The 23292-nt window shown below is 64.7% G+C and carries 23 protein-coding genes; 10 read left to right on the top strand and 13 right to left on the bottom strand.

Annotation, left to right across the window (positions count from 1 at the left end):
• Positions 1-58 precede the first annotated feature (58 nt).
• Positions 59-1324, top strand: coding sequence for a DUF445 domain-containing protein (locus ACQY80_RS01550; protein WP_428682952.1), 1266 nt, complete (start codon positions 59-61; stop codon positions 1322-1324).
• Here the strand turns inward: ACQY80_RS01550 and ACQY80_RS01545 are convergent, their stop codons facing one another.
• Entirely contained in the window at positions 1325-2113 is a 789-nt protein-coding gene (locus ACQY80_RS01545; protein WP_428682950.1) for an SDR family NAD(P)-dependent oxidoreductase, read from the bottom strand.
• A 47-nt stretch (positions 2114-2160) separates the two neighbouring features.
• Between ACQY80_RS01545 and pepN the strand changes: the two genes are divergently transcribed.
• Positions 2161-4758, top strand: a complete 2598-nt coding sequence (gene pepN, locus ACQY80_RS01540; RefSeq protein WP_428682948.1) for an aminopeptidase N — start codon at positions 2161-2163, stop codon at positions 4756-4758.
• Here the strand turns inward: pepN and ACQY80_RS01535 are convergent.
• From ACQY80_RS01535 to ACQY80_RS01515, 5 genes are read right to left on the bottom strand one after another with little or no spacing between them, the layout of a single operon-like run.
• Positions 4755-5249 (bottom strand): hypothetical protein, encoded by a 495-nt coding sequence (locus ACQY80_RS01535; protein ID WP_428682946.1) that lies wholly within the window; start codon positions 5247-5249, stop codon positions 4755-4757. The genes pepN and ACQY80_RS01535 overlap by 4 nt on opposite strands.
• 13 nt (positions 5250-5262) lie before the next feature.
• The gene (locus ACQY80_RS01530) at positions 5263-5880 is read right to left on the bottom strand and encodes an ABC-type transport auxiliary lipoprotein family protein (RefSeq protein WP_428682944.1); all 618 of its coding nucleotides are present in this window, start codon (positions 5878-5880) and stop codon (positions 5263-5265) included.
• A 2-nt stretch (positions 5881-5882) separates the two neighbouring features.
• Positions 5883-6824, bottom strand: a complete 942-nt coding sequence (locus tag ACQY80_RS01525) for an MlaD family protein (protein ID WP_428682942.1) — start codon at positions 6822-6824, stop codon at positions 5883-5885.
• On the bottom strand, positions 6824-7693 hold the full coding sequence (locus ACQY80_RS01520; RefSeq protein WP_428682940.1) for an ABC transporter ATP-binding protein: 870 nt from the start codon (positions 7691-7693) through the stop codon (positions 6824-6826). Before ACQY80_RS01520 ends, ACQY80_RS01525 begins: the two co-directional genes overlap by 1 nt.
• A complete protein-coding gene (locus ACQY80_RS01515; RefSeq protein WP_428682938.1) occupies positions 7693-8799 on the bottom strand; it encodes an ABC transporter permease in 1107 nt (368 codons plus the stop codon). The genes ACQY80_RS01520 and ACQY80_RS01515 overlap by 1 nt, the downstream gene beginning before the upstream one ends.
• Before the next feature lie 89 nt (positions 8800-8888).
• On the opposite strand from ACQY80_RS01515, the gene ACQY80_RS01510 reads away from it, so the two are divergent.
• Complete coding sequence (locus ACQY80_RS01510; protein WP_428682936.1) at positions 8889-9608, top strand: HAD family hydrolase; 720 nt, start codon at positions 8889-8891, stop codon at positions 9606-9608.
• Between the two features lie 117 nt (positions 9609-9725).
• Here the strand turns inward: ACQY80_RS01510 and ACQY80_RS01505 are convergent, their stop codons facing one another.
• The 6 genes from ACQY80_RS01505 to lgt form a co-directional block, all read right to left on the bottom strand.
• A complete protein-coding gene (locus ACQY80_RS01505; RefSeq protein ID WP_428682934.1) occupies positions 9726-11018 on the bottom strand; it encodes a cystathionine gamma-synthase family protein in 1293 nt (430 codons plus the stop codon).
• A 67-nt stretch (positions 11019-11085) separates the two neighbouring features.
• Positions 11086-12369, bottom strand: a complete 1284-nt coding sequence (locus ACQY80_RS01500; RefSeq protein WP_428682932.1) for an MFS transporter — start codon at positions 12367-12369, stop codon at positions 11086-11088.
• A 19-nt stretch (positions 12370-12388) separates the two neighbouring features.
• The gene (gene pgeF, locus ACQY80_RS01495; RefSeq protein ID WP_428682930.1) at positions 12389-13150 is read right to left on the bottom strand and encodes a peptidoglycan editing factor PgeF; all 762 of its coding nucleotides are present in this window, start codon (positions 13148-13150) and stop codon (positions 12389-12391) included.
• A complete protein-coding gene (locus tag ACQY80_RS01490; protein ID WP_428682928.1) occupies positions 13147-13665 on the bottom strand; it encodes an N-acetyltransferase family protein in 519 nt (172 codons plus the stop codon). The genes pgeF and ACQY80_RS01490 overlap by 4 nt, the downstream gene beginning before the upstream one ends.
• Positions 13662-14666, bottom strand: a complete 1005-nt coding sequence (locus ACQY80_RS01485; protein WP_428685715.1) for a class I SAM-dependent methyltransferase — start codon at positions 14664-14666, stop codon at positions 13662-13664. Before ACQY80_RS01485 ends, ACQY80_RS01490 begins: the two co-directional genes overlap by 4 nt.
• Before the next feature lie 52 nt (positions 14667-14718).
• Entirely contained in the window at positions 14719-15597 is an 879-nt protein-coding gene (lgt, locus tag ACQY80_RS01480; protein WP_428682926.1) for a prolipoprotein diacylglyceryl transferase, read from the bottom strand.
• A 78-nt stretch (positions 15598-15675) separates the two neighbouring features.
• Here lgt and ACQY80_RS01475 point away from each other — a divergent pair, with 78 nt between their 5' ends.
• Genes ACQY80_RS01475 through ACQY80_RS01460 form a run of 4 tightly spaced genes read left to right on the top strand, consistent with a single transcriptional unit; the run spans position 15676 to position 20340 of the window.
• Entirely contained in the window at positions 15676-17385 is a 1710-nt protein-coding gene (locus ACQY80_RS01475; protein WP_428682924.1) for a class I adenylate-forming enzyme family protein, read from the top strand.
• 30 nt (positions 17386-17415) lie between these two features.
• Positions 17416-18279: a cytochrome b/b6 domain-containing protein gene (locus tag ACQY80_RS01470; RefSeq protein WP_428682922.1), complete on the top strand. Its 864-nt coding sequence runs from the start codon at positions 17416-17418 to the stop codon at positions 18277-18279.
• On the top strand, positions 18276-19055 hold the full coding sequence (locus tag ACQY80_RS01465) for a molybdopterin-dependent oxidoreductase (protein WP_428682920.1): 780 nt from the start codon (positions 18276-18278) through the stop codon (positions 19053-19055). The genes ACQY80_RS01470 and ACQY80_RS01465 overlap by 4 nt, the downstream gene beginning before the upstream one ends.
• 46 nt (positions 19056-19101) lie before the next feature.
• Positions 19102-20340: a class I SAM-dependent methyltransferase gene (locus ACQY80_RS01460; protein ID WP_428682918.1), complete on the top strand. Its 1239-nt coding sequence runs from the start codon at positions 19102-19104 to the stop codon at positions 20338-20340.
• Here the strand turns inward: ACQY80_RS01460 and ACQY80_RS01455 are convergent.
• Positions 20328-20765: a DUF1801 domain-containing protein gene (locus tag ACQY80_RS01455; RefSeq protein ID WP_428682916.1), complete on the bottom strand. Its 438-nt coding sequence runs from the start codon at positions 20763-20765 to the stop codon at positions 20328-20330. The two genes, ACQY80_RS01460 and ACQY80_RS01455, sit on opposite strands and share 13 nt — an antisense overlap.
• Positions 20766-20880: 115 nt before the next feature.
• Here ACQY80_RS01455 and ACQY80_RS01450 point away from each other — a divergent pair, with 115 nt between their 5' ends.
• From ACQY80_RS01450 to ACQY80_RS01440, 3 genes are all read left to right on the top strand, one after another.
• Positions 20881-22098: an argininosuccinate synthase gene (locus ACQY80_RS01450; RefSeq protein WP_428682914.1), complete on the top strand. Its 1218-nt coding sequence runs from the start codon at positions 20881-20883 to the stop codon at positions 22096-22098.
• A 175-nt stretch (positions 22099-22273) separates the two neighbouring features.
• A complete protein-coding gene (locus ACQY80_RS01445; protein ID WP_428682912.1) occupies positions 22274-22459 on the top strand; it encodes a hypothetical protein in 186 nt (61 codons plus the stop codon).
• A gap of 104 nt (positions 22460-22563) precedes the next feature.
• On the top strand, positions 22564-23286 hold the full coding sequence (locus tag ACQY80_RS01440; RefSeq protein ID WP_428682910.1) for a hypothetical protein: 723 nt from the start codon (positions 22564-22566) through the stop codon (positions 23284-23286).
• Positions 23287-23292: the final 6 nt, after the last annotated feature.

Below are 23292 nucleotides of genomic sequence, written 5' to 3'. Positions count from 1 at the left end.
GGTGCGGCGCCATGCCGCGCCGGTTGCAACCTTTGGCGACCTTCGCCATTTGATTCGCATGACCGACCAAGCATTCTCGCGGCCGATGGGCGTTTCCGTTCCGACTGGCGGGCTCAATATCCGCGTCGTGGCGACCGGACTGCTGGTCGTGATGGCTGCGGTCTTCGTCGCGGCGAAATATTATCAGGACGTCCACCCTGCGGTTGGCTTCGTCCGCGCCTTTGCCGAGGCCGCGATGGTCGGCGGGCTCGCCGACTGGTTTGCGGTCACTGCGCTGTTCCGCCATCCGATGGGGCTGCCGATCCCGCATACCGCGATCGTACCGCGCAACAAGAACCGCATCGGCGATACGCTCGCACGCTTCCTGCTCACCAACTTCCTGCTGCCGCGCCTGATCGCGCGCAAGATGCAGACGCTCGACGTTGCGGGCGCGGTCGGCAAATTCCTGGCACAGCCGGCCGAGGGTGGAGGGCGGCTCAAGCTCGGTGCCTCGCGTATCATCGCCGACGCGCTTGGCGCCCTCGACCAGCAGCGGCTCGGCGGCATGGTCAAATCGGCGATCGCCGACCGCCTGCGCGAACTCGATGTCGCGCCGCTGCTGGGGCAGGCCTTGCAGGCCGCGCTGTCCGAGGGGCGGCACCAGCCGCTGCTCGACGCGATGGTGAAATGGGGATCGAAGACGCTCGAACTCAACGAGCATCTGATCCACCAGATGGTCCACGATAACAGCAACGCGATCGTGCGCTTTACCGGGCTGGACGAGAGTATTTCGAACCGAATCGTCGCGGGGCTGAGCAAGCTGCTGAGCGAAATGGCGGTCGACGAGACGCACCCGCTCCGCCTGCGTGTCGAGGAAGGGCTCGCCAAGATGGCGCTCGACCTGCAGCACGACCCGGAGGTCAAGGCCAAGGTCGCGAAGGTCCGCGACGAGCTGCTCGAGAACAAGGCGGTCAAGCGCTGGCTCGACGGCCTGTGGGAACAGGGCCGCAGCGCGCTTCTCAAGGCTGCACGCGATCCCGAAACGATGCTGGCGGGCCAGCTTGGCGAGCTGGTCACCCAGTTCGGCGCCATGCTGGGCGAGGATGAGGGTATCAAGCGGACGCTCAACCGCTACGCGCGCCGCGCCGTGGTCGGCATGGTCGACAGCTATGGCGAGACCGCGCTGAAACTGGTGTCGGACACGATCCGCGGCTGGGATGCCAAGACGATCACCGACCGGCTGGAAAGTGCGGTGGGTGACGACCTGCAATATATCCGCATCAACGGCACGCTGGTCGGCGGGCTGGTGGGCGTGCTGATCCACACCGTCGATATCCTGATCTAGCTACAGGCTGGCGAGGCCTTCGCGAAACGTCGGGTAGCGCGGGGTCCATTGCAGCAGCCGCTTCGCCTTGCCGTTCACGACGCGGCGGTTCTCGGCATAAAAGGCGCGCGCGGCAGGCGAAAGCCCGGCCTCGTCGAGCGTCTGAAGCGGGGGCAGGGGGAGGTCCAGCATCGAGCATCCCCATTCGACGAGCCGGTTCTGATGACAGGGCTCGTCGTCCGCGAGATTGTAGACCCCGGCAGGGCTGCGGAAAGAGGCGATGACGCCGCCCGCGATATCGTCGACATGGACGCGGCTGAACACCTGTCCGGGCAGGTCGATCCGGTGTGCGCGGCCTTCCCGGATGCGATCGAGGATCGAGCGGCCGGGGCCGTAGATGCCGGGCAGGCGAAAGACGCGCACGTCGCCCCTAAGCGCCTGCCACGCTGCGTCGGCGGCGTTGCGGTCGGGACGGCGCCCTTTGACGGGCGCGCTCTCGTCGACCCACGCGCCGCCGCTGTCGCCATAGACGCCCGTTGACGACAGATAGCCGACCCACCGGGCGGGCGCGAGCGCGACGGCGTCGCCATAGCGGCCGAGGACGGGGTCGACGCCGTCCACCGGCGGCACCGATGACAGGACATGCGTTGCGGTGCGCAGCGCGCCGAGCACGGCGGCTTCGTCCGCGAACGACAGGCTGTCGCCGCGCCCGTCCTGCGTCGTGCCCGTGACCTCCCAGCCGCGCGCGCCCAGCCGCGACGCGAGATGTCCCGCCGCATAGCCCATTCCGAAAATCAGCATCTTCGCCATCGCGCGCCTTATTGCGCGCCTGCGGCGCCGCGCCTAGACCCCAGTGCATGACCGACGCTTCTTCCACGCCGCCCGTTCCCGTCACCATCCACCGCGGCGACTATCGCCCGCCCGAGTGGCAGGTGCCCGATATCGCGCTCGATTTCGCGCTCGGCATCGACGAGACGCGCGTGTCGTCGGCGTTGTCGGTGGTCCGCCATGGCGATACGCCGGCGCCGCTGACGCTGCGCGGCGACGGGCTGACGCCGCTGGGCGTGCGCGTCGATGGCGAGGGCTGGAACGACTGGCGGATGGACGGTCCCGACCTGATCGTCGATCTGGGTGACCGCGCCGCGGCGACGGTCGAGATCGACACCGCGATCGATCCGGCGGCCAATACCCAGCTGATGGGGCTCTATGCGTCGAACGGGATGCTGTGCACCCAGTGCGAGGCCGAGGGATTTCGTCGTATCACCTTCCACCCCGACCGGCCCGATGTCCTCAGCCGGTACAAGGTACGGATGACGGGCGACAAGGCGCGTTTCCCGATCCTGCTGTCGAACGGCAATTGCATCGCCTCGGGCGAGGAGGGGAGCGATCACTGGGCGCTGTGGGAAGATCCGTGGCCAAAGCCCTCCTACCTCTTCGCGCTCGTCGCCGGCGATCTTGTCGTCAATCGCGACGAATTCGTCACGATGTCGGGGCGCAAGGTCGAACTGGGCATCTGGGTCCGCGACGGCGATGTCGACCGCACCGGCCACGCGATGAAGGCGCTGAAGGACAGCATGGCGTGGGACGAGCGCGTCTATGGCCGCGAATATGATCTCGACCTGTTCAACATCGTCGCGGTCAGCGACTTCAACATGGGGGCGATGGAGAACAAGGGGCTGAACATCTTCAACACCCGCTACATTCTCGCCGATCCCGATACCGCGACCGACCTCGATTATGACGGCGTGGAGGGCGTCGTCGCGCATGAATATTTTCATAACTGGTCGGGCAACCGCGTTACCTGCCGCGACTGGTTCCAGCTCAGTCTGAAAGAGGGCTTCACCGTCTTTCGCGACCAGAATTTCTCGGCCGACATGGGCTCGCCACCGGTCAAACGGATCGAGGATGTCCGCCTGCTCCGTGCTGCACAATTCCCCGAGGATGCCGGGCCGCTTGCGCACCCGATCCGTCCCGACAGCTATCAGGAAATCTCGAACTTCTATACCGCGACCGTCTATAACAAGGGCGCCGAGATCATCCGCATGATGCACACGATGGTCGGTCCCGAGCGGTTCCGGCAGGGCACCGATCTTTATTTCGATCGCCACGATGGCGAGGCGGCGACGTGCGAGGATTTCGTCCGCGCGATCGAGGAAGGCGCGGGCGTCGACCTCCAGCAGTTCCGCCTCTGGTACAGCCAGGCTGGTACCCCGCGCGTCGCTGCGCGGATCGACACCGATCCTGCAAGCGGCGAACGGATTCTGCATCTGGTGCAGTCGGTCCCCGCGACCCCCGGCCAGCCCGAAAAGGCGCCGACGCTGATCCCGCTCCGCATCAAGGCGTTCGACCTCGACGGCGGCCATGGCGTGGAGGAGGAGCGGCTCGTCCCGCTCGACCGTGCGGAAATGTCGGTATCGCTTGGCCAGTATCGCAGCCGGCCGATGCTTTCGATCAACCGCGGCTTTTCGGCCCCGGTGATCGTCGATTTCGCGCGCGAGGAGGGCGAGCTAGCCTGGCTCGCCGCGCATGATGACGATCCGTTCGCACGCTATGAAGCGTTGCAGCAGTTGATGCTCGACACGCTGGTCGCGGCGGTGTCGGGCGAAACGGCCGACCATCGTGCGGTGATCGAGGCGGTCGCGACGACGCTGAACGACCGCGCCGCCGATCCCGCCTTCGTTGCCGAGGCGGTGCTACTGCCGAGCGAGGCCTTCATCGGCGATCAGATGGTCACCGTCGATCCCGACGCGATCCGCCGCGAGCGGCTGGCGCTGCAGGCGGCGATCGGGGTGGCGCTGGAAAGCGAATGGCGCGCGATTCTGGGCGAAGGCGCGCCGCCCGCGGCGATCCTGTCGCGCAAGGCGAAGGGCGGCCGCCGTCTGCGCGGCGTCGCGCTCGCCTATCTCGCGGCGACGGGGCTGGCCGACGTGCCCGCGCTGGCGTTCGGCATCTTCTCCGACGCCGACGGGATGACCGAACGGCAGGCGGCGCTCGCGACGCTGGCACACGGCGACAGCGACGAGCGCGCGCATGCGCTCGATATCTTCTACCAGCGCTATCGTGACAATCCGCTCGTGCTCGACAAATGGTTCCAGGTGCAGGCGTGGTCGATGCGCGCCGATACGGTCGATGCGGTGCGCGGGCTGGCGGAGCATCCCGACTTCACCCTGTCGAACCCGAACCGCGTTCGCTCGCTCTATGGCGCGCTGACGGGCAATCAGGCCGCGTTCCATCAGGCCGATGGTGCGGGGTATCGGCTGATCGCTGACCTTGTCATCGCGCTCGATCCGAAGAACCCGCAGACCTCGGCCCGGATGATTCCGCCGCTCGGCCGCTGGAAGCGCTTCGACGAGGCGCGCGCGGCGATGATGAAGGCCGAACTGCAGCGCATCCTCGCGCAGCCGGGACTGTCGCGCGATGTGACCGAACAGGCATCGAAGAGTCTGTTGGGTTAGGGTGTTTTCGGGGCCACGCGCCGCGGCGCCGTGCCGAATGTCTGTTGAAGCGTCCGGTCGAGGCCGATCGCCGCGTCGGTCCAGCAGGCGAGGTCGTCGGGCGCCGCAGTGGTCTGTGCCCCGTTGGTCAGCACCAGGATCGACGGTCCGCCATTGCTGAACACGATGCGGTCGGGGCGTTTGCCGTCGGCGCAAAGGGTCAGGCCCAGCTCCCGCGCGTGGGAATAGGCTGTTCGAAGCGCGCCAAGTTGAGCCTCGTCGAGCTGCCCGTCCCTGACGGGGCGCTGCAGATCCTTCGTTTGACAGACATCCCGCGACGCACCCGATGTCAGGGCGAACCGGCCCGTGACGAGATCGAGGCGCACATTGCCTGCGGGGCACCATTCCGACCGGTCGATCGTCGCGAAGATCGTCGCGGTGCGACCTGCGGCGAAATCGGCCGGTGCGACCGCCGGCTGGGTCAGAAGCATCAGGACGGTGACGACGCCCATTGCCGCGCTTTCTTCAGCCGCCCAGCCATCCAGCCACGTCGACCGCGACCTTGTTCGCGGCGCGCGTCAGCGCTTCGCCGACCGGCTTCGCTTCGACTTTGCCGCCGATCGGTTCGCGCACCTCGAAACGGCGCTGCGTGACGCTCTTGCCGCCCGCCGAGACGAGCATCGCCTGATAGACGACGACCGCCTCGTTCGTGCGGGCATCGACGCCGAAATCCATGAGCTGTCCGGCCAGTTGCTCGCCCGGCGCGGTCAGATATTGCCCTTCGTCGAGAACGACGCGCGATGTCCGCGCCGCCACGGTTTCCGAGACCAGCCGCTGGAACAGGCGATTGGGGGCTTCCACCCACTGCGCGTCCTTCACATAGGTCACGCTCGAATCGTCCTGCTGCACCGGGATGCGCGGGGTGCGGAGCTTCTGGGGCGCGGTCGGGATCAGGATCGTCAGCGTCGCGGCTTCGGCGGCGGTGCGTGCTGCACCGGCGGACGGCGCGGTGTCGGCGTCGAGCGTCAGCAGAAAGGGCGGCGGCTTTCCGCCGAGCCCGATGCAGCCCGACAGCGTCACCGCGGCCGCAGCGACGAGCAGGGGAGTGCGGAGGGTTCGCAGCGAGATGGACATGGTCTGCATCCTCATTTCTTGTAATCGGGAAGCTTGCTGCCGCCGAGCACCGCGCCGGCGCCTTGCTGGTCCAGCTTGTCGGTCAGGCTCGACAGCGAGGCCGAGGTGCGGCGAAGGTCGCGGATCAGCGCATTGGCTTCGGGAACGGTGGTGTCGCTGAAAGTCTTGAGGCCCGGTCGCGCGTCGGCGATCGCGGACTCGAGAGTCTTCATCGATTCATTCGCGGACTTCAGCGTATCGCGCAAATTCGCCATCGCGGGATCGACGTTGCGGTCGATCGTGCCCTGTGCCGAGGCCGCGAGGTTGCCGATCTGCTCGGCTGCATTGCCCGTCTGCTGGATCGCAATCCGTGTGTCGGCGAGCGCCTTCTCGATTGCGGGGCCGTTGCGCGCGAGCGTTGCGGTCGTCATTTCGACATTCTTGAGGATGTTCGCAAAGCTTTCCTGATTCTTGTCGTCGGCGAGTTCGGCGAGCCGTTCGGACAAGGTCGAAAGGCGCTGGAGCAGCTGTGGCGCAGTGTTGAGCAGTTCGCCCAGCCCGCCCACGCGCGTCGGGATAACCGGCTTGCCCGCCGGTCCCTTGTCGGCGATCGCCGGTGCCCCCTTGACGGCGCCATCGAGCGAAATCTGCGAAACGCCGGTGAAGCCCACGCCTTCGAGCGCGGCGGTCGTGCCCTGCAGGATCGGGACGCCCTCATTCACCTCGATGCGGACGCGGACGAACTGCGGATCGTCGGGCCACAGCGCAATCTCGCGCACCTGACCGGCAGGAACGCCCGAGAATTGTACCTGCGCGCCTTTGTTCAGGCCGTCGACCGACTGTTTGAAGAAGATGTCATATTCGCGCTTGGTGCCGCCGCTGTCGTTGGCAAGCCACACGACGAACACGGCCAGCGCGGCCACGAAGAACAGGACGAACGCGCCGACGAGCACATTGTTCGAGCGTGTTTCCATCAGCTTTTCCTATCCTGCCGCTCGGTGGCGATGTTGCAGCCAGCGGCCGCGCGGCCACGCGGCCCGTTGAAATAATCCTGTATCCATGGATGCTCGGTGGCAAGCAGTTCCGGAATCGTGCCCACCGCGATCACATGCTTCTCTGCCAATACCGCGACCCGGTCACAGGTTGCATAGAGCGAGTCGAGATCGTGGGTGATCAGGAAGACCGTCAGCCCCATGGTGTCGGCCAGCTCGCGGATCAGTTCGTCGAATTTGGCCGCGCCAATCGGGTCAAGGCCCGCTGTCGGCTCGTCGAGGAATAGCAGCGCGGGGTCGAGCGCAAGCGAGCGGGCCAGACCAGCGCGCTTGACCATGCCGCCCGATAGTTCGGCGGGATATTTGGGGCCCGCATCAGGCGGCAGGCCGACCATCTGCACCTTGTACGCTGCAATCTCGTCGAGCAGGCGCTGATCGAGCCGCGGATAATATTCGCGCAGCGGCACCTGGATATTCTCGGCGACGCTGAGCGTCGAGAACAGCGCTCCCCCTTGGAACATCACGCCCCAGCGGCGACGCAGATCGCGCGACTCCTCGGCGTCGGTGATGGTGTCGAGCGTCTTGCCATAGACCTCGATCTCGCCCGCCGTCGGCGTCTGCAGTCCGACAATCGAGCGCATCAGTACCGACTTGCCGGTGCCCGATCCGCCGACGACGCCTAATATCTCCCCCGACCGCACATCGAGATCGAGATTGTCGTGGATGATCGCATCGCCGAACTGGTTGCGAAGCCCGCGAATGCGGATCGCATATTCGAACTTCTCGGGCCGCACGGCATCGGCGGCGGCAAGCTCGTCCTTGATTTCCTGCTGCTCGATGTCGTCGGCCATCAGTTCCATCCCAGCGAGGAAAAGAAGACTGCGAAAAAGGCGTCGAGCACGATGACCAGAAAGATGGCGGCGACGACGGCGGAGGTGGTGCGCTTGCCGACTTCCTCGGCATTCTGGCGCACCTGCATGCCTTCGTAGCAGCCGGTCACGCCGATCAAGACGCCAAACACCGGCGCCTTGATCAGCATGATGTAGAAATCGGTCATCGGAATGATTTCGCGCAGGCGCTGAATATAGGTCAGAGGCGGGATCTCGAGGCCGATCCAGCAAAAGACGCCGCCACCGAGAATGGCGCAAATGCTGGCATAAAACCCAAGCAGCGGCATGGTGATGGTCGACGCGGCGACGCGGGGCAGCACGATCGCCTCCATCGGGGAGACCCCGATCGTCCGCATCGCATCGACCTCTTCGGTCAGCTTCATCGTGCCGATCTGGGCAGCGAAGGCCGAACCGGATCGCCCCGCAACCATGATCGCGGTCATCAGCAGGCCGAGTTCGCGGATCGAGGCGCGGCCGACCAGGTTGATCGTGAACACCTCCAGCCCGAACTGTTCGAGCTGCACAGCGCCCTGCTGCGCGATGACGATACCGATCAGGAAACTCATCAAGCCGATGATTGGCAGGGCATCGACGCCGACCGCCTGAAAGCGCGTGACGACGGCATTCCAGCGGAGGCGGCGCCGCGCACGAATCTGGACACCGAGCGCGATGATCATCGCCCCGAAAAAGTCGATGATACCGATCAGTTCGCGCCAGACGGCGAGGCTGGCGGTGCCGACTTGCTCAAGCATCCGCTCGATTGCAGAACGGCGGTCGCGATGAACACGATATTCGCTCTTGTCGTCCTTCAGCGCGTCCAACAGCCGCTGTGCTTCAGGGCTGGCGCCAGTAACCTTCGCCTGATGTTCGTTGACGGTGCGGGTCACGATCCATGCGCCGACCGTATCGATGCGCTCGACTTCGGACAGGTCGATGGATTCGATCGGGCCCAGTTCCTCGAGCCGCGCGGGAACATCGCCAAGCCGCGCCAGCGTCAGGCGGCCGGTGAAGCGAACCGCCACGCCGTTGGCGCCGTCGCTAGTATCGAAATCCGCCCTGGCCACCATCTCGCGGGGGACATTGTATTATTTGCCATGCGACGGCAAGTAATTCCCACCCCTTGGCCCGCGCGACGCGCGGCCTTATGAACGGCGCCATGGAACCGCAAACCGTCCCGACCGTCACCGACTATGCCCATCGCGTGGCAATGTACGACATGGACAGGACGATAACGCGATCAGGAACTTACAGCGGTTTCCTGATGCATGTTGCAAGGCGCCGGCAGCAATGGCGGCTGCTTCTGCTGCCGCTCGTCGGGCTGGCGGGGGCGGGCTATGCGCTGCGCCTGATCGACCGGTCGCGGCTGAAGGCGATCAATCTGCGCCTTCTCGTCGGCAAACGCTTTCGCCGCAGCGAGATTGCGCCGCTCGCCGAAAGCTATGCCGACAAGGTCATAGCACGTGGTTTGCACGCTGCGGCGCTCGAGCAGATCGCGGCCGACCGCGCCGCAGGATACCGCCTGCTTCTCGCCACGGCATCCTTTCATCTTTATGTCGATGCGATCGCGCGGCGGCTGGGAATAGACGACGTTCTTGCAACGCGACTCGACGAGCCTGATGGTGCCGATCATGTCCACGCGCGTCTCGCTGGTGACAATTGCTATGGTGAGGCAAAGTTCGCGCGCATTTCGGACTGGCTCGCTGCCAATGAAATCACGCGCGATCAGGCACATGTCCGCGCCTATTCAGACCATGTCTCGGACCACCCGATGCTGCATTTTGCCGACGAGGCGGTCGCGACCACCCCATCGCGAAAGCTGAAGTTGCTGGCGCCGACGATGGGATGGCAGGTCGTCGACTGGCGGGGGAAGCGCTAAACCATATTGATGTTCCCCCGCGAAGGCGGGGGCCCAACTCCAGCGGGCGCTATTTTGAACCGGCCGAAGATGGGTCCCCGCCTTCGCGGGGACACACGGCGGGTTGTTAGTTACGGTTCAAACCGCGTCGAGCGCCTGCGCGAAGTCGGCGATAAGATCGTCGGCATCCTCGATCCCGATCGACACGCGCACCAGATTATCGGTGATGCCGAGCGCCTTCTTGCGCTCCTCTGGAACCGAAAGATGCGTCATCGCCGCGGGATGGCTTGCGAGGGTCTCGGTGCCGCCAAGGCTGACCGCCAGTTTCGCGATCTTCAGCGCGTCGAGGAAGCGGAAACTTTCCGCTTCGCCGCCCTTGATGAACAACGAGAAGGTCGATCCCGCGCCCGAGCAGTGACGGTCGAAGATATCCTTCTGCCGCGGATCGCTGATGAAGCCGAGGTAGCCCAATCCTTCGACCTTCGGATGATCGCGAAGGAAGGTGCAGACCTTTAGCGCATTCTCGCCCGCGCGGCTCATGCGAAGCTCGAGCGTTTCGAGGCTGCGGAGCAGCATCCACGCCGTGTTTGGATCGCAGATCGTGCCGATCGTGTTGCGCATCGGGCGGATCGCGTTGATCAGATGCTGGTGGCCCGACACGCCGCCTGCGACGAGGTCCGAGTGGCCGCCGGCATATTTGGTGAGGCTGTAGACGACGAGTTCGGCGCCCTGGTTCAGCGGCTGCTGCCACAGCGGGCCGAGGAAGGTGTTGTCGATCGCGATCGCGGGCTTCTGCTCGCCGGGGAAAGCGGCGTCGCGGGCAGCGCGAACCGCTTCGACGTCGACGAGCGCGTTGGTCGGGTTTGCGGGGCTTTCGAGATAGACGAGCGACACCTTGCCGCCCTTCTCGGCGGCGAGCGTCTTGGCGCGGTCCAGAATGGTGTCGAGTTCCTCGCGCGTGGCGCCGGCGGGGAAATCGAGAAAGCTGACGCCGAAGCGCGACAGGATGCGGGCGATCAACGTCTCGGTCGCGGCGTAAAGCGGGCCGGAGTGGACGATCACGTCATTCTGGCCGACGAGCGCGAGGAGCAGGGTGGCGATCGCCGACATCCCGCTCGAAAAGACGAGGCTGTCGTCGGCGCCGTCCCAGACCGCGAGGCGGTCCTCAAGGATTTCCTGGTTCGGGCCGTTGAAGCGCGAATAGACGAGGCCGTCGGCGGGGCCTTCGCGCTTGCCGGTGATATGCTCGAAGAAACGCTTGCCAGCGGCGGCGCTTTCGAACGCGAAGGTCGAGGTCAGGAAGATCGGCGGCTTCAGTGAGCCTTCGGACAGCGTCGGGTCGTACCCCAGCCCCATCATCAGCGTTGCGGGGCTCAGCTCCTTGTCGCCGATTTTCTTGCTGTTCATCTTGGGTTTGCCGCGCATGGCCATGGGATGCTCCTTTGAAGTTGCCCCCGCCTATAGCAGCGCCGGTTTCATTTGAAACTATATTGCGCGCTTAGTCTTCCACGATCAGGCTGCGCTCTTTCGTTTCGGGAAGCAACAGCGTCGCAACCCCCGCCATAGCGATCACCGCGGCAACGTAGAAATAGAAGACCCACTCGACCCCGGCGCCTTTCAGCGCGAGCGCGATCATTTCGACCGTGCCGCCGAAGATGGCATTGCCGATCGCATAGGGCAGCGCGACGCCGAGTCCGCGGATGTGCGCCGGGAAGAGTTCGGCCTTCACCAGTGCATTGTTCGCGGTGTAGCCAGCCTGGAAGGTCAGCGGAATCAGGATCAGCAGCGTCGCGGTGATGGGCGAGGTGACGGTTTCGAGCGTCAGGAAGGTCGGCGCGGCTACAATCGCACCACCGATCCCGAACAGCAGCAGCATCGGCTTGCGCCCGAAGCGGTCGGCGAGCGCGCCGAAGAGCGGCTGCATGAGCGTAAACCAGATCAGCGCGACCGCGATGATATAGGTCGCGGTGGCCTTGTCGAAGCCCACCGTGTTGAACAGATATTTCTGCATATAGCTGGTGTAGGTGTAGGCGGCGAGCCCGCCCCCTGCCGACAACATCCCGACAAGAATGCTCTCGCGCCGATGCTCCTTCCACAGCAGCCGTGCGGTCGAAACCGGCCGATCGACCGCCTGATTTTCGAATGACGGGGTTTCAGCAAGATTGCGGCGGAGAAGATAGACGGCGAGGGCGAGGAAGGCGCCGATCACGAACGGAATACGCCAGCCCCAAGCGGTAAGCTCGGCCTCGGTCAGAAAGGCCTGCAGGATCACCGCGACGAAGATCGCGCAGAGCTGGCCGCCGATCAGCGTCATATATTGGAAGCTTGCCCAGAAACCGCGATGGTCCTTCGGCGCCATCTCGGACAGATAGGTCGCGCTGGCGCCATATTCGCCGCCGAGCGAAAGCCCCTGCAACATGCGCGCGACGAGCAGGGTCACCGGACCGAGCAGGCCCGCGACGGCATAGGTCGGCGCGACCGCAATCAGCATCGAGCCGCTGAACATCAGCGCGACCGACAGCGACAGCCCGGCCTTGCGCCCGCGCGTGTCGGCAAAGCGTCCCATCACCCATGCGCCGATCGGACGCATGACAAAGCCGACCGCGAAGATCGCGGCGGTGCTCAGAAGCTGCGCGGTGGGGTCGGCTTTCGGAAAGAAGACGGGCGCGAAGTAGATGGCGAACGCGGCGTAAGCGAACCAGTCGTACCATTCGACGAGGTTGCCCGCCGACCCGCCGATGATCGAAACGAGCCGCTTTCGCGGTATCGCCAATGCCTTCATGCCCGCTCCCTCGCTCGGCTCACGCGAGCCCGATCGCCGATATCTGCCGTCCGTAGCTGTTTTCGCCTCGATGGCAGGCGCGGCGATAGCTGAAATAGTCCGCCTCTTCGGCATAGGTATCCTGTCCGCCGATGGCAATTCGGCTCACGCCCGCCGCGGCGAGACGTGCGGCGACATAGGCGGCGATATCGAACATCGCATGACCGGGCTTGCCGGCGGCGAAGAAGCGCTCGTTGGCGGGATCGTCGGTTGCGAAGCGCTGCACGAAGCCATCATCGACTTCGTAGGAAGCGCGGCCGATGCACGGGCCGATTGCGACGGTGACGTTGGAGCGGTCAGCGCCAAGGCTTTCCATCGCCGCGAGCGTGGCGTCGGTGATGCCGGCGATCGCGCCTTTCCAGCCAGCGTGCGCGGCGCCGATCACGCCGGCCTTGGCGTCGGCGAAGAGCACGGGGACGCAATCGGCGGTGAGAATGCCGAGCAAAAGGCCGGGTGTCCGCGTCGCAAGGGCGTCGGCTTCGGGGCGTGCGGCGAGGTCGGTGGTTTCATCGACGATGACGCAGCGATCGCCATGCACCTGATAGAGGCCCGCAAGTGCTGCCCTCGGCAGCAGGGTTTCGGCGACACGGCGGCGATTCTCGGCAATCAGCGCGGGGTCGTCGTTCGAGCCGAGGCCGCAGTTGAGCGACGCGAGATCGCCGCTCGATACACCGCCTTTGCGGCCGAAAAAGCCGTGCGCGATACCGTTGAGAGTCGGCGCGGTGACGAATGGCACCGTCACAGGTCGAGCCGGAAGAAGCGGTCTTCATCGATATGATTGCCGACGCGGAAGGCGTTGCGGCCGACATCGTAAAATCCATAGCGGCGGTAAAAGGCCTGTGCGCGGTGGTTCTCTGTAAAGACCGAAAGATAGAGGATCGATGCACGCTCGCGTGCCCAGGCGATGCCCCAATCCATAAGCGCCGCCGCGACGCCGGTGCCCTTGGCGACTTCGGCGACATAGAGCTGGTGCAGTTCGACCGCATCGCCCTGCGGCTGATCGGCCGGCAGATCGAAGTCGACCGGACCCATCTTGATATAGCCGAGGATTGCGCCCGCCGGGTCGCGGACGAGGGCGATGTCGTGGCCCGCATCGGTGATCTGCGCCCGGACGCGTTCGGGAGGGTTCCACTCCGCCAGAAATGCCGAGAGGTCCGCCGGGTCATAGATGTGGCCGAAGGTGTGGGTGAAAGATCCATTTGCGAAGGCCGCGATCGATTCCGCGTCTTCGGGTCTGGCCAGCTGGATGGCGGTCATTCGAGGTCTCCTGAAAATCCTGCGGGTTCCGGCCAGCCGGGCGCGGTGAAGGCGATCGCCTTGAACAATTCGCCCATGCCATCGGCCTCGACCAGGCGATCGCGCTGGCCCTTGAGATCGTCGGCGCGTGCCGGGGCTGCGGCCGAAAGCGAACGAAGCCGTGCATCGATGCCGAGGCGCTTCAACCAGTCGCCCTGCGGCATAGGGTCGCTGATCGCAACGCTCGCCGGCCGCGCCGCGTCGGCGAGCGTCGTGAAATCGACATGCGCGGTCAGATCGGCCTCGCCGGGGTCGGCAAAGGGGTCGGCGAAGCGGTGTTCCTTCAGCGCCTGCAACGTGTCGCCCGCCGCCGGTCCGCTATAGCCATAGTCGATCGCCAGCATCGCGCCGCCCTGCCGCGCGAGACGAAAGGCGCAGCGCTGCATGATCGCGGCGGAGACGGACGTGGTCTCGACGATCGTGCCCTCGGGCTTGCTGCGCAGGACAGGGGGGATGGCGTCGTCGGCGGGGACGGAGCCGGCCTCGGGTGCAAGTGCGTCTCCGCGACGCACGACCATCCGCTCGCGCCAGCCTTCGGCGGTGCGGACATATTGGTGGATCGGCAACGCGTCGAAAAACTCGTTGGCGACGATGATCAGGGGCGCATCGCCGGGCAGGGCATCGACCTCGTCATGATGCTGCGCCTCCGGCAGCCGCGCCAATTGCGCCGCGCGCAAGGTAGGGCTGGTCTCGACCAGATGGATGCCCAACGGCACGCAACCGAAGCGCGTGGCGGCGCGCAGCGCATCGACGGCGAGGGTGCCGCGACCAGGACCCAACTCGACATAGTGAAACGCGGGGCTGCCCGCGCGCGACCACAGGTCGGCCATCCATATGCCGACAAGCTCGCCGAACATCTGACTGATTTCGGGCGCGGTCGTGAAATCGCCCGCGGCGCCGAGTGGATCGCGCGTTGCGTAATAATGGGCATTCGCCGCCGCCATATAGTCGGCGATCGTCATCGGCCGGGCGGCGGCGATATCCCTGATCAGCTGTTCGGGCGTCGGCAGGCCGTCACGCAACGCTGTCCGTCCCCGCGATCGGCTCGACGCGCTGACGGCGGCCTTTGGCGGTCGCAACAAGCCATACGCCGATCAGTATCATCGGTACGGTCAGCCACTGGCCCATCGACAGGCCGGTCATGTCGACGACCCACTGGCGCTGCACGTCGGGTTCGCGGACGAATTCGACCGCGAAGCGGCTGAGGCCGTAGACGATTGCGGCGAGGCCGAAGAGGAAGCCCGGCTTGTAGCGCGCGTCGGTGCGCCAGAAGAAGAAGGCGAGGACCGCCATCATCACGATCCCCTCGAGTCCCGCTTCATAGAGCTGGCTCGGGTGGCGCGGTTCAAGGCCGCCGCGCGGGAAAATGATCGCCCAGGGAACATAGGCGACCTTGCCCCAGAGTTCGCCGTTGACGAAATTGGCGAGGCGGCCAAGGCCGAGGCCGATCGGGACGACGCAGGCGATATAGTCGCAGAAGCGGAAGAAGCTGAGCTTTTCCTTGCGAGTCACATACCAGATCGCGATCAGAACGCCGATCACGCCGCCGTGCAGCGACATGCCGCCGTCCCACAGGCGGAAGATGTCGAGCGGCTTTTTGATATAGGCCTCGAGATTGTAGAACAGGACATAGCCGAGCCGGCCGCCGAGGATGATGCCGAGCATGGCATAGAAGATCATATCGTCGGCGTGGCGGCGCGCCATCGGGGCGCCCGGCTGGGCGATCAGCTTCAGCAGATACCAGTAACCGAGGAAAATGCCGGCGAGATAGGCGAGGGCATACCAGCGGATCGGCAGGCCGAAGACGCTGAAGGCGATCTCGCTATGCTCTCCCATCAGATCCTGGAAGTTAACATATTGCGTCGCTTCGGCTAAGGTTGCAAAAAGAAACATATAGTCGCGCTGTCCTTCCCCAGGAGAGGCCACCCCCATAGGGGGTATGGCAAGCGAGACCAAGAGGAGAGATGCCCCATGCCTTCAGCGCTCGATCTGCGCCTGGAAACCGCGTATAATCTGATCACGGGCCCGGGCGGCCCGATCCAGGTCGGTTCCGTCGAACGCTTCGGCCGTCAATTGCCGTTTATCGCGAATGCCCCGACGAATCTGGCCGATTATGTCGCCTTTTTTGCGGCTCAGCATGGCGATGCGACCTTTCTGGTCGAGGGCAACGAGCGGCTGAGCTTCAGGCAGGTCTATGCCGCGGCGCGTCAGGTCGCCGCAGGACTGGTCGAAGGTCATGGCGTGCAGCGCGGCGACCGTGTCGGGCTTGCGATGCGCAACGCCAATGCCTGGTGCGTTTCCTACCTCGGCATCCTGCTCGCCGGCGGCTGCGCGACCTTGCTCAACGGCTGGTGGCAGGGTGGCGAACTGGCCGCGGGGATCGAGGATGCCGAGGCAAAGCTGGTTATCGCCGATCCGCAGCGCGCGGCGCGGCTGGCCGAGCCGGGCGTAAGCCATGGCGCGAAAATCGTGACGCTGGATATCACCAAGCCGATCGACGAAGCCATTGCTCCCGTCGCTGCCGGCGGCAGCGCGGACACCGTGCTGCCGACGCTCACCGGACAGGATCTGGCGACGATTCTCTTCACCTCGGGTTCGACGGGTCAGTCGAAGGGCGCTTATTCGCGCCACGAAGCCGTTGTGCAGGCGATCTTCAACTATGTGACGCAGACCGCGAGCATCGTGCATCTGCTGACCGAAGACGGGCAGATGTCCGAAATCCAGCCCGCGACGCTGATCTGTACGCCCTTGTTCCATGTCACCGCCGAAATTCCGGTGTTCCTTCAGAGCCTCGCGCTCGGGCGCAAGCTGGTGCTGATGCCCAAATGGAATGCCGATGAGGCGATGCGGCTGATCCAGGACGAGAAGTGCAATTATTTCGTCGGCGTTCCGCTGATGAGCTACGAAATTCTCGTCAGCCCCAACCGCAAGAATTACGATCTGTCGACGTGCAAGAGCTACGCCGGGGGTGGCGCGCCGCGTCCGCCCGAGCATGTCCGGCGCCTTGCGTCCGAAATGGGCGAGGCGAAGCCGCTGCTCGGTTACGGCCTCACCGAAACCAACGCGGTTGGCTGCGGCATCATCAACGAAAATTATGTCGCCAAGCCGCTATCGACCGGCCCGGCATCGAAGCCGCTCGTCGATCTCGCGATCCTCGACGACAATGGCAACGAACTGGCGCAGGGCGCGGTTGGCGAAGTGTGCATCCGCTCCGTCGCCAATTTCGAAGGCTATTGGAACAATGAGGCGGCGACCAAGGCTGCCTTCTTCGATAACGGCTATTTCCGGTCGGGCGACCTCGGTTATGTCGACGAGGACGGATATCTGTTCATCGTCGATCGCAAGAAAGACATCATCATTCGCGGCGGCGAGAATATCAGCTGTCAGGAAGTCGAGGCAGCGATCTACGAACATCCCGAGGTCAATGAATGCGCGGTGTTCGGACTGCCAGACGAGCGGCTAGGCGAATGCGTCGGCGCGGTCGTCTGGCTGAAACCGGGCAGCAGCGTGACCGCCGAGGACCTGACATCCTTCCTGAGTCCGCGGCTCGCGCCCTACAAGGTGCCGTGCCGAATCTGGATGTCGAACGACGCGCTGCCCAAGCTCGGTAGCGAAAAGATCGACAAGGTGACTTTGCGCAATCGCTACCGCGAGGAATATAAGGCAGAGGTGGCAGTGTAACCGGAACTGCTGAAGGAGCGAAGGAGAGATATGGCCAAAGCTGACTCTCCCGACGCTCCGCTGCCGCCGGTGCCGGAAACGCCCGTTCCGGTGCGCGTCTATCGCCACCGGCTGCCTACGCGCATCTGGCATTGGATCAATGCGGTGACCTTGCTCGTCATGTTGATGAGCGGGCTGATGATCTTCAACGCGCATCCGCGGCTTTATTGGGGCCAATATGGCGCGAACCCCGATCGCGCGTGGTTCGCGATCGGCTCGACCGCCGACACCGGCTATATCCGCTTCGGCGAGACGCGAATCGAGACGACCGGGGTGCTCGGCCGCTGGACCGATGCCGAGGGTGAAGAACAGACCTGGGCCTTTCCGGGCTGGGCGACGATCCCGACCAGCTACGATCTCGCGGCGGGAAGGCGCTGGCACCTGTTCTTTGCATGGGTCTTGTCGGTTGGCCTGAGCCTCTACATGCTATGGAGCCTTTTCGGGGGGCATATCCAAAGGGACCTCCACGTCCGCCGGGCCGAATGGTCACCGCGGCATATCTGGCACGACATCAAGGATCATGCGCGGCTTCGTTTGCCGAAAGGCGCGGCGGCGGCGCGATACAATATCCTGCAGAAACTGAGCTACATCGGCGTGATCTTCATCCTGCTGCCGCTGATGATCGCCACCGGCCTTACCATGTCGCCGGGTATGGACGCGGCATGGCCATGGCTGCTCGACCTCTTCGGCGGGCGGCAGTCGGCGCGCTCGATCCATTTCATCGCGGCATGGCTGCTCGTCGCCTTCATCCTCGTCCATATCGCAATGGTGGTTTTGGCCGGGCCGCTGAACGAGGTTCGCTCGATGATCAGCGGCTGGTTCACGCTGCCGCCCGACAGGGAGCGCGACGCATGAGCGGGATCGTGCTTCCGCGTCGCCAATTGATCGCCCGCGCCGGCGGTCTCGTCGCGGCGGCGGGCGCACTGCCGATCCTGTCGGGCTGCGACGCGATCAGCGAGGCGCCCGCCGTGCGCAAGATATTGTCGATGGGCGAGGAGATGAACCGCGCGAGCCAACGTGCGCTGATGGATCGCGATGGGCTGGCGCGCGAATTCACCCGCGCCGACCTGTCACCGGTGTTTCGCTCGAACGGAACGAAGCTTCCGGATGGCGCAGCCTATGCGGCGCACGCCGCGGCGAACTTCGCCGACTGGCGCATAGCCGTGTCGGGGCTGGTCGCGCGGCCGCTGTCGCTGTCGATGGCCGACATCCGTGCGATGCCGCAGCGCACGCAGATCACTCGTCACGACTGCGTCGAAGGATGGAGCGCGATCGGCGAATGGACGGGGCCGCAGCTTCGCGACATTCTCGCGGCGGCGGCGGTCAGGGACAATGCGCGCTATATCGTTTTTCGCTGCGCCGACCGGATCGCCGACGCGCTCTATTATGAAAGCTGCGACATGGTCGACGCGCTGCACCCGCAGACGATCTTGGCATGGGCGATGAACGGCGCGTTGCTGCCGATCGCGAACGGCGCGCCGGTGCGCCTCAGGATCGAGCGGCACCTCGGGTACAAGCATGCGAAATATCTGACCGGCATCGAAGCGGTCGCCAGCCTGGACGGCGTGGGGGCGGGCAAGGGCGGCTTCTGGGAAGATCGCATTGATTATGAATGGTATGCGGGTATTTAACGCGTAGCGGGGGCAGCAGGGGTGCAATGATAGCGAGGTCGCACTTTTGTCCATACTCAGCCAATTCCTCTCCCGCGTTATACTCCACGGCCGACTGACGGTCATCGATCCGGACGGCGGGACGGAGCATTTCGGCGAGCCCGCGCCGGGCTTCCCCGAGGTGGGCGTCCGTTTTACCAGCCGCCGCGCGATGCGGCGGGTGATTCTCGATCCGCGGCTTGGCGCGGCCGAGGCTTTCATGGATGACGAGATGCAGCTCGTCGAAGGCGACATCATGGCGTTGATCGGCCTGCTCCGGATGAATACGCCGTGGGACCGCGGCGCGAAGCTCAAGGACAAGACGTGGACCGGGCGCCGGATCGACGGGTTGAAAACCCGGATCGGTTCAATCAACCGCCAGCGCCAGTCGCGCGCTAATGTCGCGCATCATTATGACATCGGCAACGACCTCTACCGGCTCTTCCTCGACGCCGACATGCAATATAGCTGCGCCTATTGGCGGCGCTCCGACATGACCCTCGACGAGGCGCAGGCGGCGAAGAAGGCGCATATCGCCGCGAAGCTCGCGCTCGCGCCGGGACAGCGAATCCTCGACATCGGCTGCGGCTGGGGCGGGATGGCGATCACACTTGCAAAGCTGGAAAAGGTCGAGATTCTCGGCATCACCTTGTCGACCGAGCAGCTCGAGCTGGCGCGTCAGCGCGCGGAGGAGGCCGGGGTCGCCGACCGTGTGCGATTCGAACTGATCGACTATCGCGATCTGGCCGTCCGCGAGCCCGGTAGTTTCGACCGTATTGTATCGGTCGGGATGTTCGAGCATGTCGGAGCGCGCAATTTCGACACCTTTTTTCGCGCCTGCGCCAATCTGATGACCGCCGACGGGGTGATGCTGATCCACACGATCGGACGCTTCGGCAAGCCGGGCACGACCGACGCCTTCACGCGCAAATATATCTTCCCCGGCGGCTATATTCCCGCGCTCAGCGAAACCGTCGCGGCGAGCGAGAAGAGCCGGTTGATCGTCACCGACGTCGAAACGCTGCGGCTGCATTACGCGCTTACGCTGCGCCAATGGTATGCGAACACGCTGGCGCATGAGGCCCAGATCGTCGCGATGAACGGCGCGCGCTTTTTTCGCATGTGGTGCTTCTATCTGGCCGGCGCGACCGCGGCGTTCGAGAGCGGCGGGATGGGCAATTACCAGATCCAGTTCGCACGCGGCCGTCACGCGTTACCGCTGACACGCGACTATATGGGCGAGGCGGAAGAGCGCTACGCCGGGTAGCGTTCGTTCATTACCTCCCAGCTCAGCGTGACGAGCTGTTCTAGTATGTCCAGATCAACGTCCGCCAGCTTGTTGATATACAGGCAGGACTTGCCGTTTTTGTATTTGCCGAGCTTCGCCAGCAGGGCATCCGCCTCGGGTTGCCGGTCGAGGTAATGGCCCATCAGATAAAGCGTCATCGCGGCCTTGCGCGGGCTGAATCCCGCGCGGCACATCGTACCCGAATGGCCGCTGTCGTAGACATAGTCATAGCTGCCATAGCCGATGATCGACGGGCCCCACATTTTGGGATCGAGACCGGTGACGCGGCGGTGCATGGCATCGATCGTTGCGGCCTCGTCACGGCGTCGCGCGTCGGGAACTGCGGCGATGAAATCGTCGACGGCGACCTCGGTGGCTTTGGTCTTGATCTCGGTCTTGCCCATCGTCCGTCTCCCTTGCGAATGACTATCCTGTCCTGTCGCAGCCGCCAAGCCGGTTGCACCTTGAACGGCGGACTGCTAGCCGCGCCCGCGTCTTTCCCTCGCCAAAGGTGCCATCATGTCCGAGTCCTTCAAGCGCGTCGTCCTCGCCTATTCGGGCGGTCTCGATACCAGCGTCATCCTGAAGTGGCTGCAGGTCACCTATGGCTGCGAGGTCGTGACCTTCACCGCCGACCTCGGTCAGGGCGAGGAACTCGAGCCCGCGCGCGCCAAGGCGGAGCTGATGGGGATCAAGCCCGAGCACATCTATATCGATGACGTTCGCGAGGAATTCGTTCGCGACTTCGTCTTCCCGATGATGCGCGCCAACGCGCGCTATGAGGGCGATTATCTGCTCGGCACGTCGATCGCGCGTCCGCTGATCTCGAAGCGCCTCGTCGAGATCGCCAGGGAAACCGGCGCTGATGCCGTGGCGCATGGGGCGACCGGCAAGGGCAACGATCAGGTGCGTTTCGAGCTGTCCTGCTACGCGCTGAACCCCGACATCAAGGTGATCGCGCCGTGGCGCGAATGGGATCTGACCAGCCGCACCGCGCTGATCGATTTCGCTGAGAAGAACCAGATCCCGGTGCCGAAGGACAAGCGTGGTGAAAGCCCGTTCTCGACCGACGCGAACCTGCTGCACACCTCGTCGGAGGGCAAGGTGCTCGAGGATCCGTGGGAAGAGACCCCCGATTATGTCTATTCGCGCACGGTGAATCCCGAAGATGCACCCGACGCGCCCGAATATATCACGATCGATTTCGAGCGCGGCGACGGCGTCGCGCTGAACGGTCAGGCGATGTCGCCCGCGACCTTGCTTGCGGCGCTCAACGACCTCGGCCGCAAGCATGGCATCGGCCGCCTCGACCTGGTCGAGAACCGCTTCGTCGGCATGAAGTCGCGCGGCATGTACGAGACGCCCGGCGGCGAAATCTATGCCCGCGCCCATCGGGGCATCGAAAGCATCACGCTCGACCGCGGCGCGGCGCATCTGAAAGACGAGCTGATGCCGAAATATGCCGAGCTCATCTACAACGGTTTCTGGTTCGCGCCCGAACGCGAGATGTTGCAGGCGGCGATCGATCACAGCCAGGAAAAGGTCAGCGGCACCGTTCGCCTGAAGCTTTACAAGGGCAACGCCAGTGTCGTCGGCCGCAAGTCGCCGAACAGCCTCTACAGCGAACGGCATGTGACGTTCGAAGACGATGCCGGCGCCTATGACCAGAAGGATGCGGCGGGCTTTATCAAGCTGAACGCGCTGCGCCTGAAGCTGCTCGCCAAGCGCGATCGTTAGGACCGTCTCAAAAGCCGGTCGGTATGCCGCGCCTCGGCAAGCTGTTGAATATATACGCCACGACGCGGCAACCTGCAGCGTCGGCGCGCGTTTTTAGGCTGTTGTCGGGCAGCGCCACGCTATAAGAAGAACCGGAGGACGGTTTCGGGATGCTGCCACAAAAGGGTGGTAAGCAATGACCTATAACGCGCCCGTCGACCCGGCTCTCCATGACTGGCAGCCCTGCTCGATATATTTCCCGCGCTTCGCCAAACTGGTGGACAGCCACGGCGTTCACACGCGATTGATCCTGCCCGGCCGCTATATGGTCCGCCGATCGCGGTCGCTGCGGCGATGGATCTATCGCAAGCCTTCCTCCTGATCGTCCGCGCGCGGTTCTACGGCGCCATTTTCCGGTGGCGCCGCGCCGTAACTGACGGCAGTCTGTCGCCATGCCCGCCTGTTCGCCGGGCGGGAGGCTGACGGATGCGGATGCTCGACTTCTCCTCGTGGCAGAGCGTCGGCGTGACGCTGATGGGGCTGGCGCTGGTGACGCTGATCGGCGTCGGCATCCGGCTGATGGTCATGATGACGATCCAGCAACGCCGCGAGCGGATCAATCGTCAGATCAACGAACGTCTGCGCACGCTGATTGCTGCCTACAAGACGCTGGGCGGCTCGTTCACCGGCGATCTGATGGTCGATCCGCGTCACCTGCGCGATCTGCGCCGCGCACAGGCGGAGGTTGAACCCGAATCCGGGGAGGGTAGCAGCGAATCGGATCGGCCGCGCCGGATTCGCGACGCTGTTGAGGCTGCGCTCTCGGATGTCATCCTGCTCGGCACCGCCGATCAGGTCCGTCTGGCGAGCCTCGCCGCGCAGGAACTGACCGACGGTCGCCCGGTACACGTTCATGCCCTGGTCGTGGCGCTGCGCGATTTCATCCGCGAGGCGCTCGATCTCGATCCCGTGCCCGCCGACGTCGTTATTCCGCAGCAGGGGCCGACGCGCCCGTCGAGCGGTGGAAAGGGCGGCGGTTCGGGACGCGGTGGTGAAAGCGGCGGCGGAGGAGGCGGTCGCGGTGGCGGCGACGGCACGGGCGGCGGCATGGGGATGGCCGGTGGGCTCGGTATCGCTGGCGGGGCCAGTCTGGTGCATGGCTCGGGGGCAGAAGAAGGCGACGACCCTGCCGGTCCGCCAAAAAATTAATGCGTT

It is taken from the genome of Sphingopyxis sp., from assembly GCF_965279755.1.
GTDB lineage: Bacteria > Pseudomonadota > Alphaproteobacteria > Sphingomonadales > Sphingomonadaceae > Sphingopyxis.
This window is presented reverse-complemented; position numbering and strand designations above follow the sequence as displayed.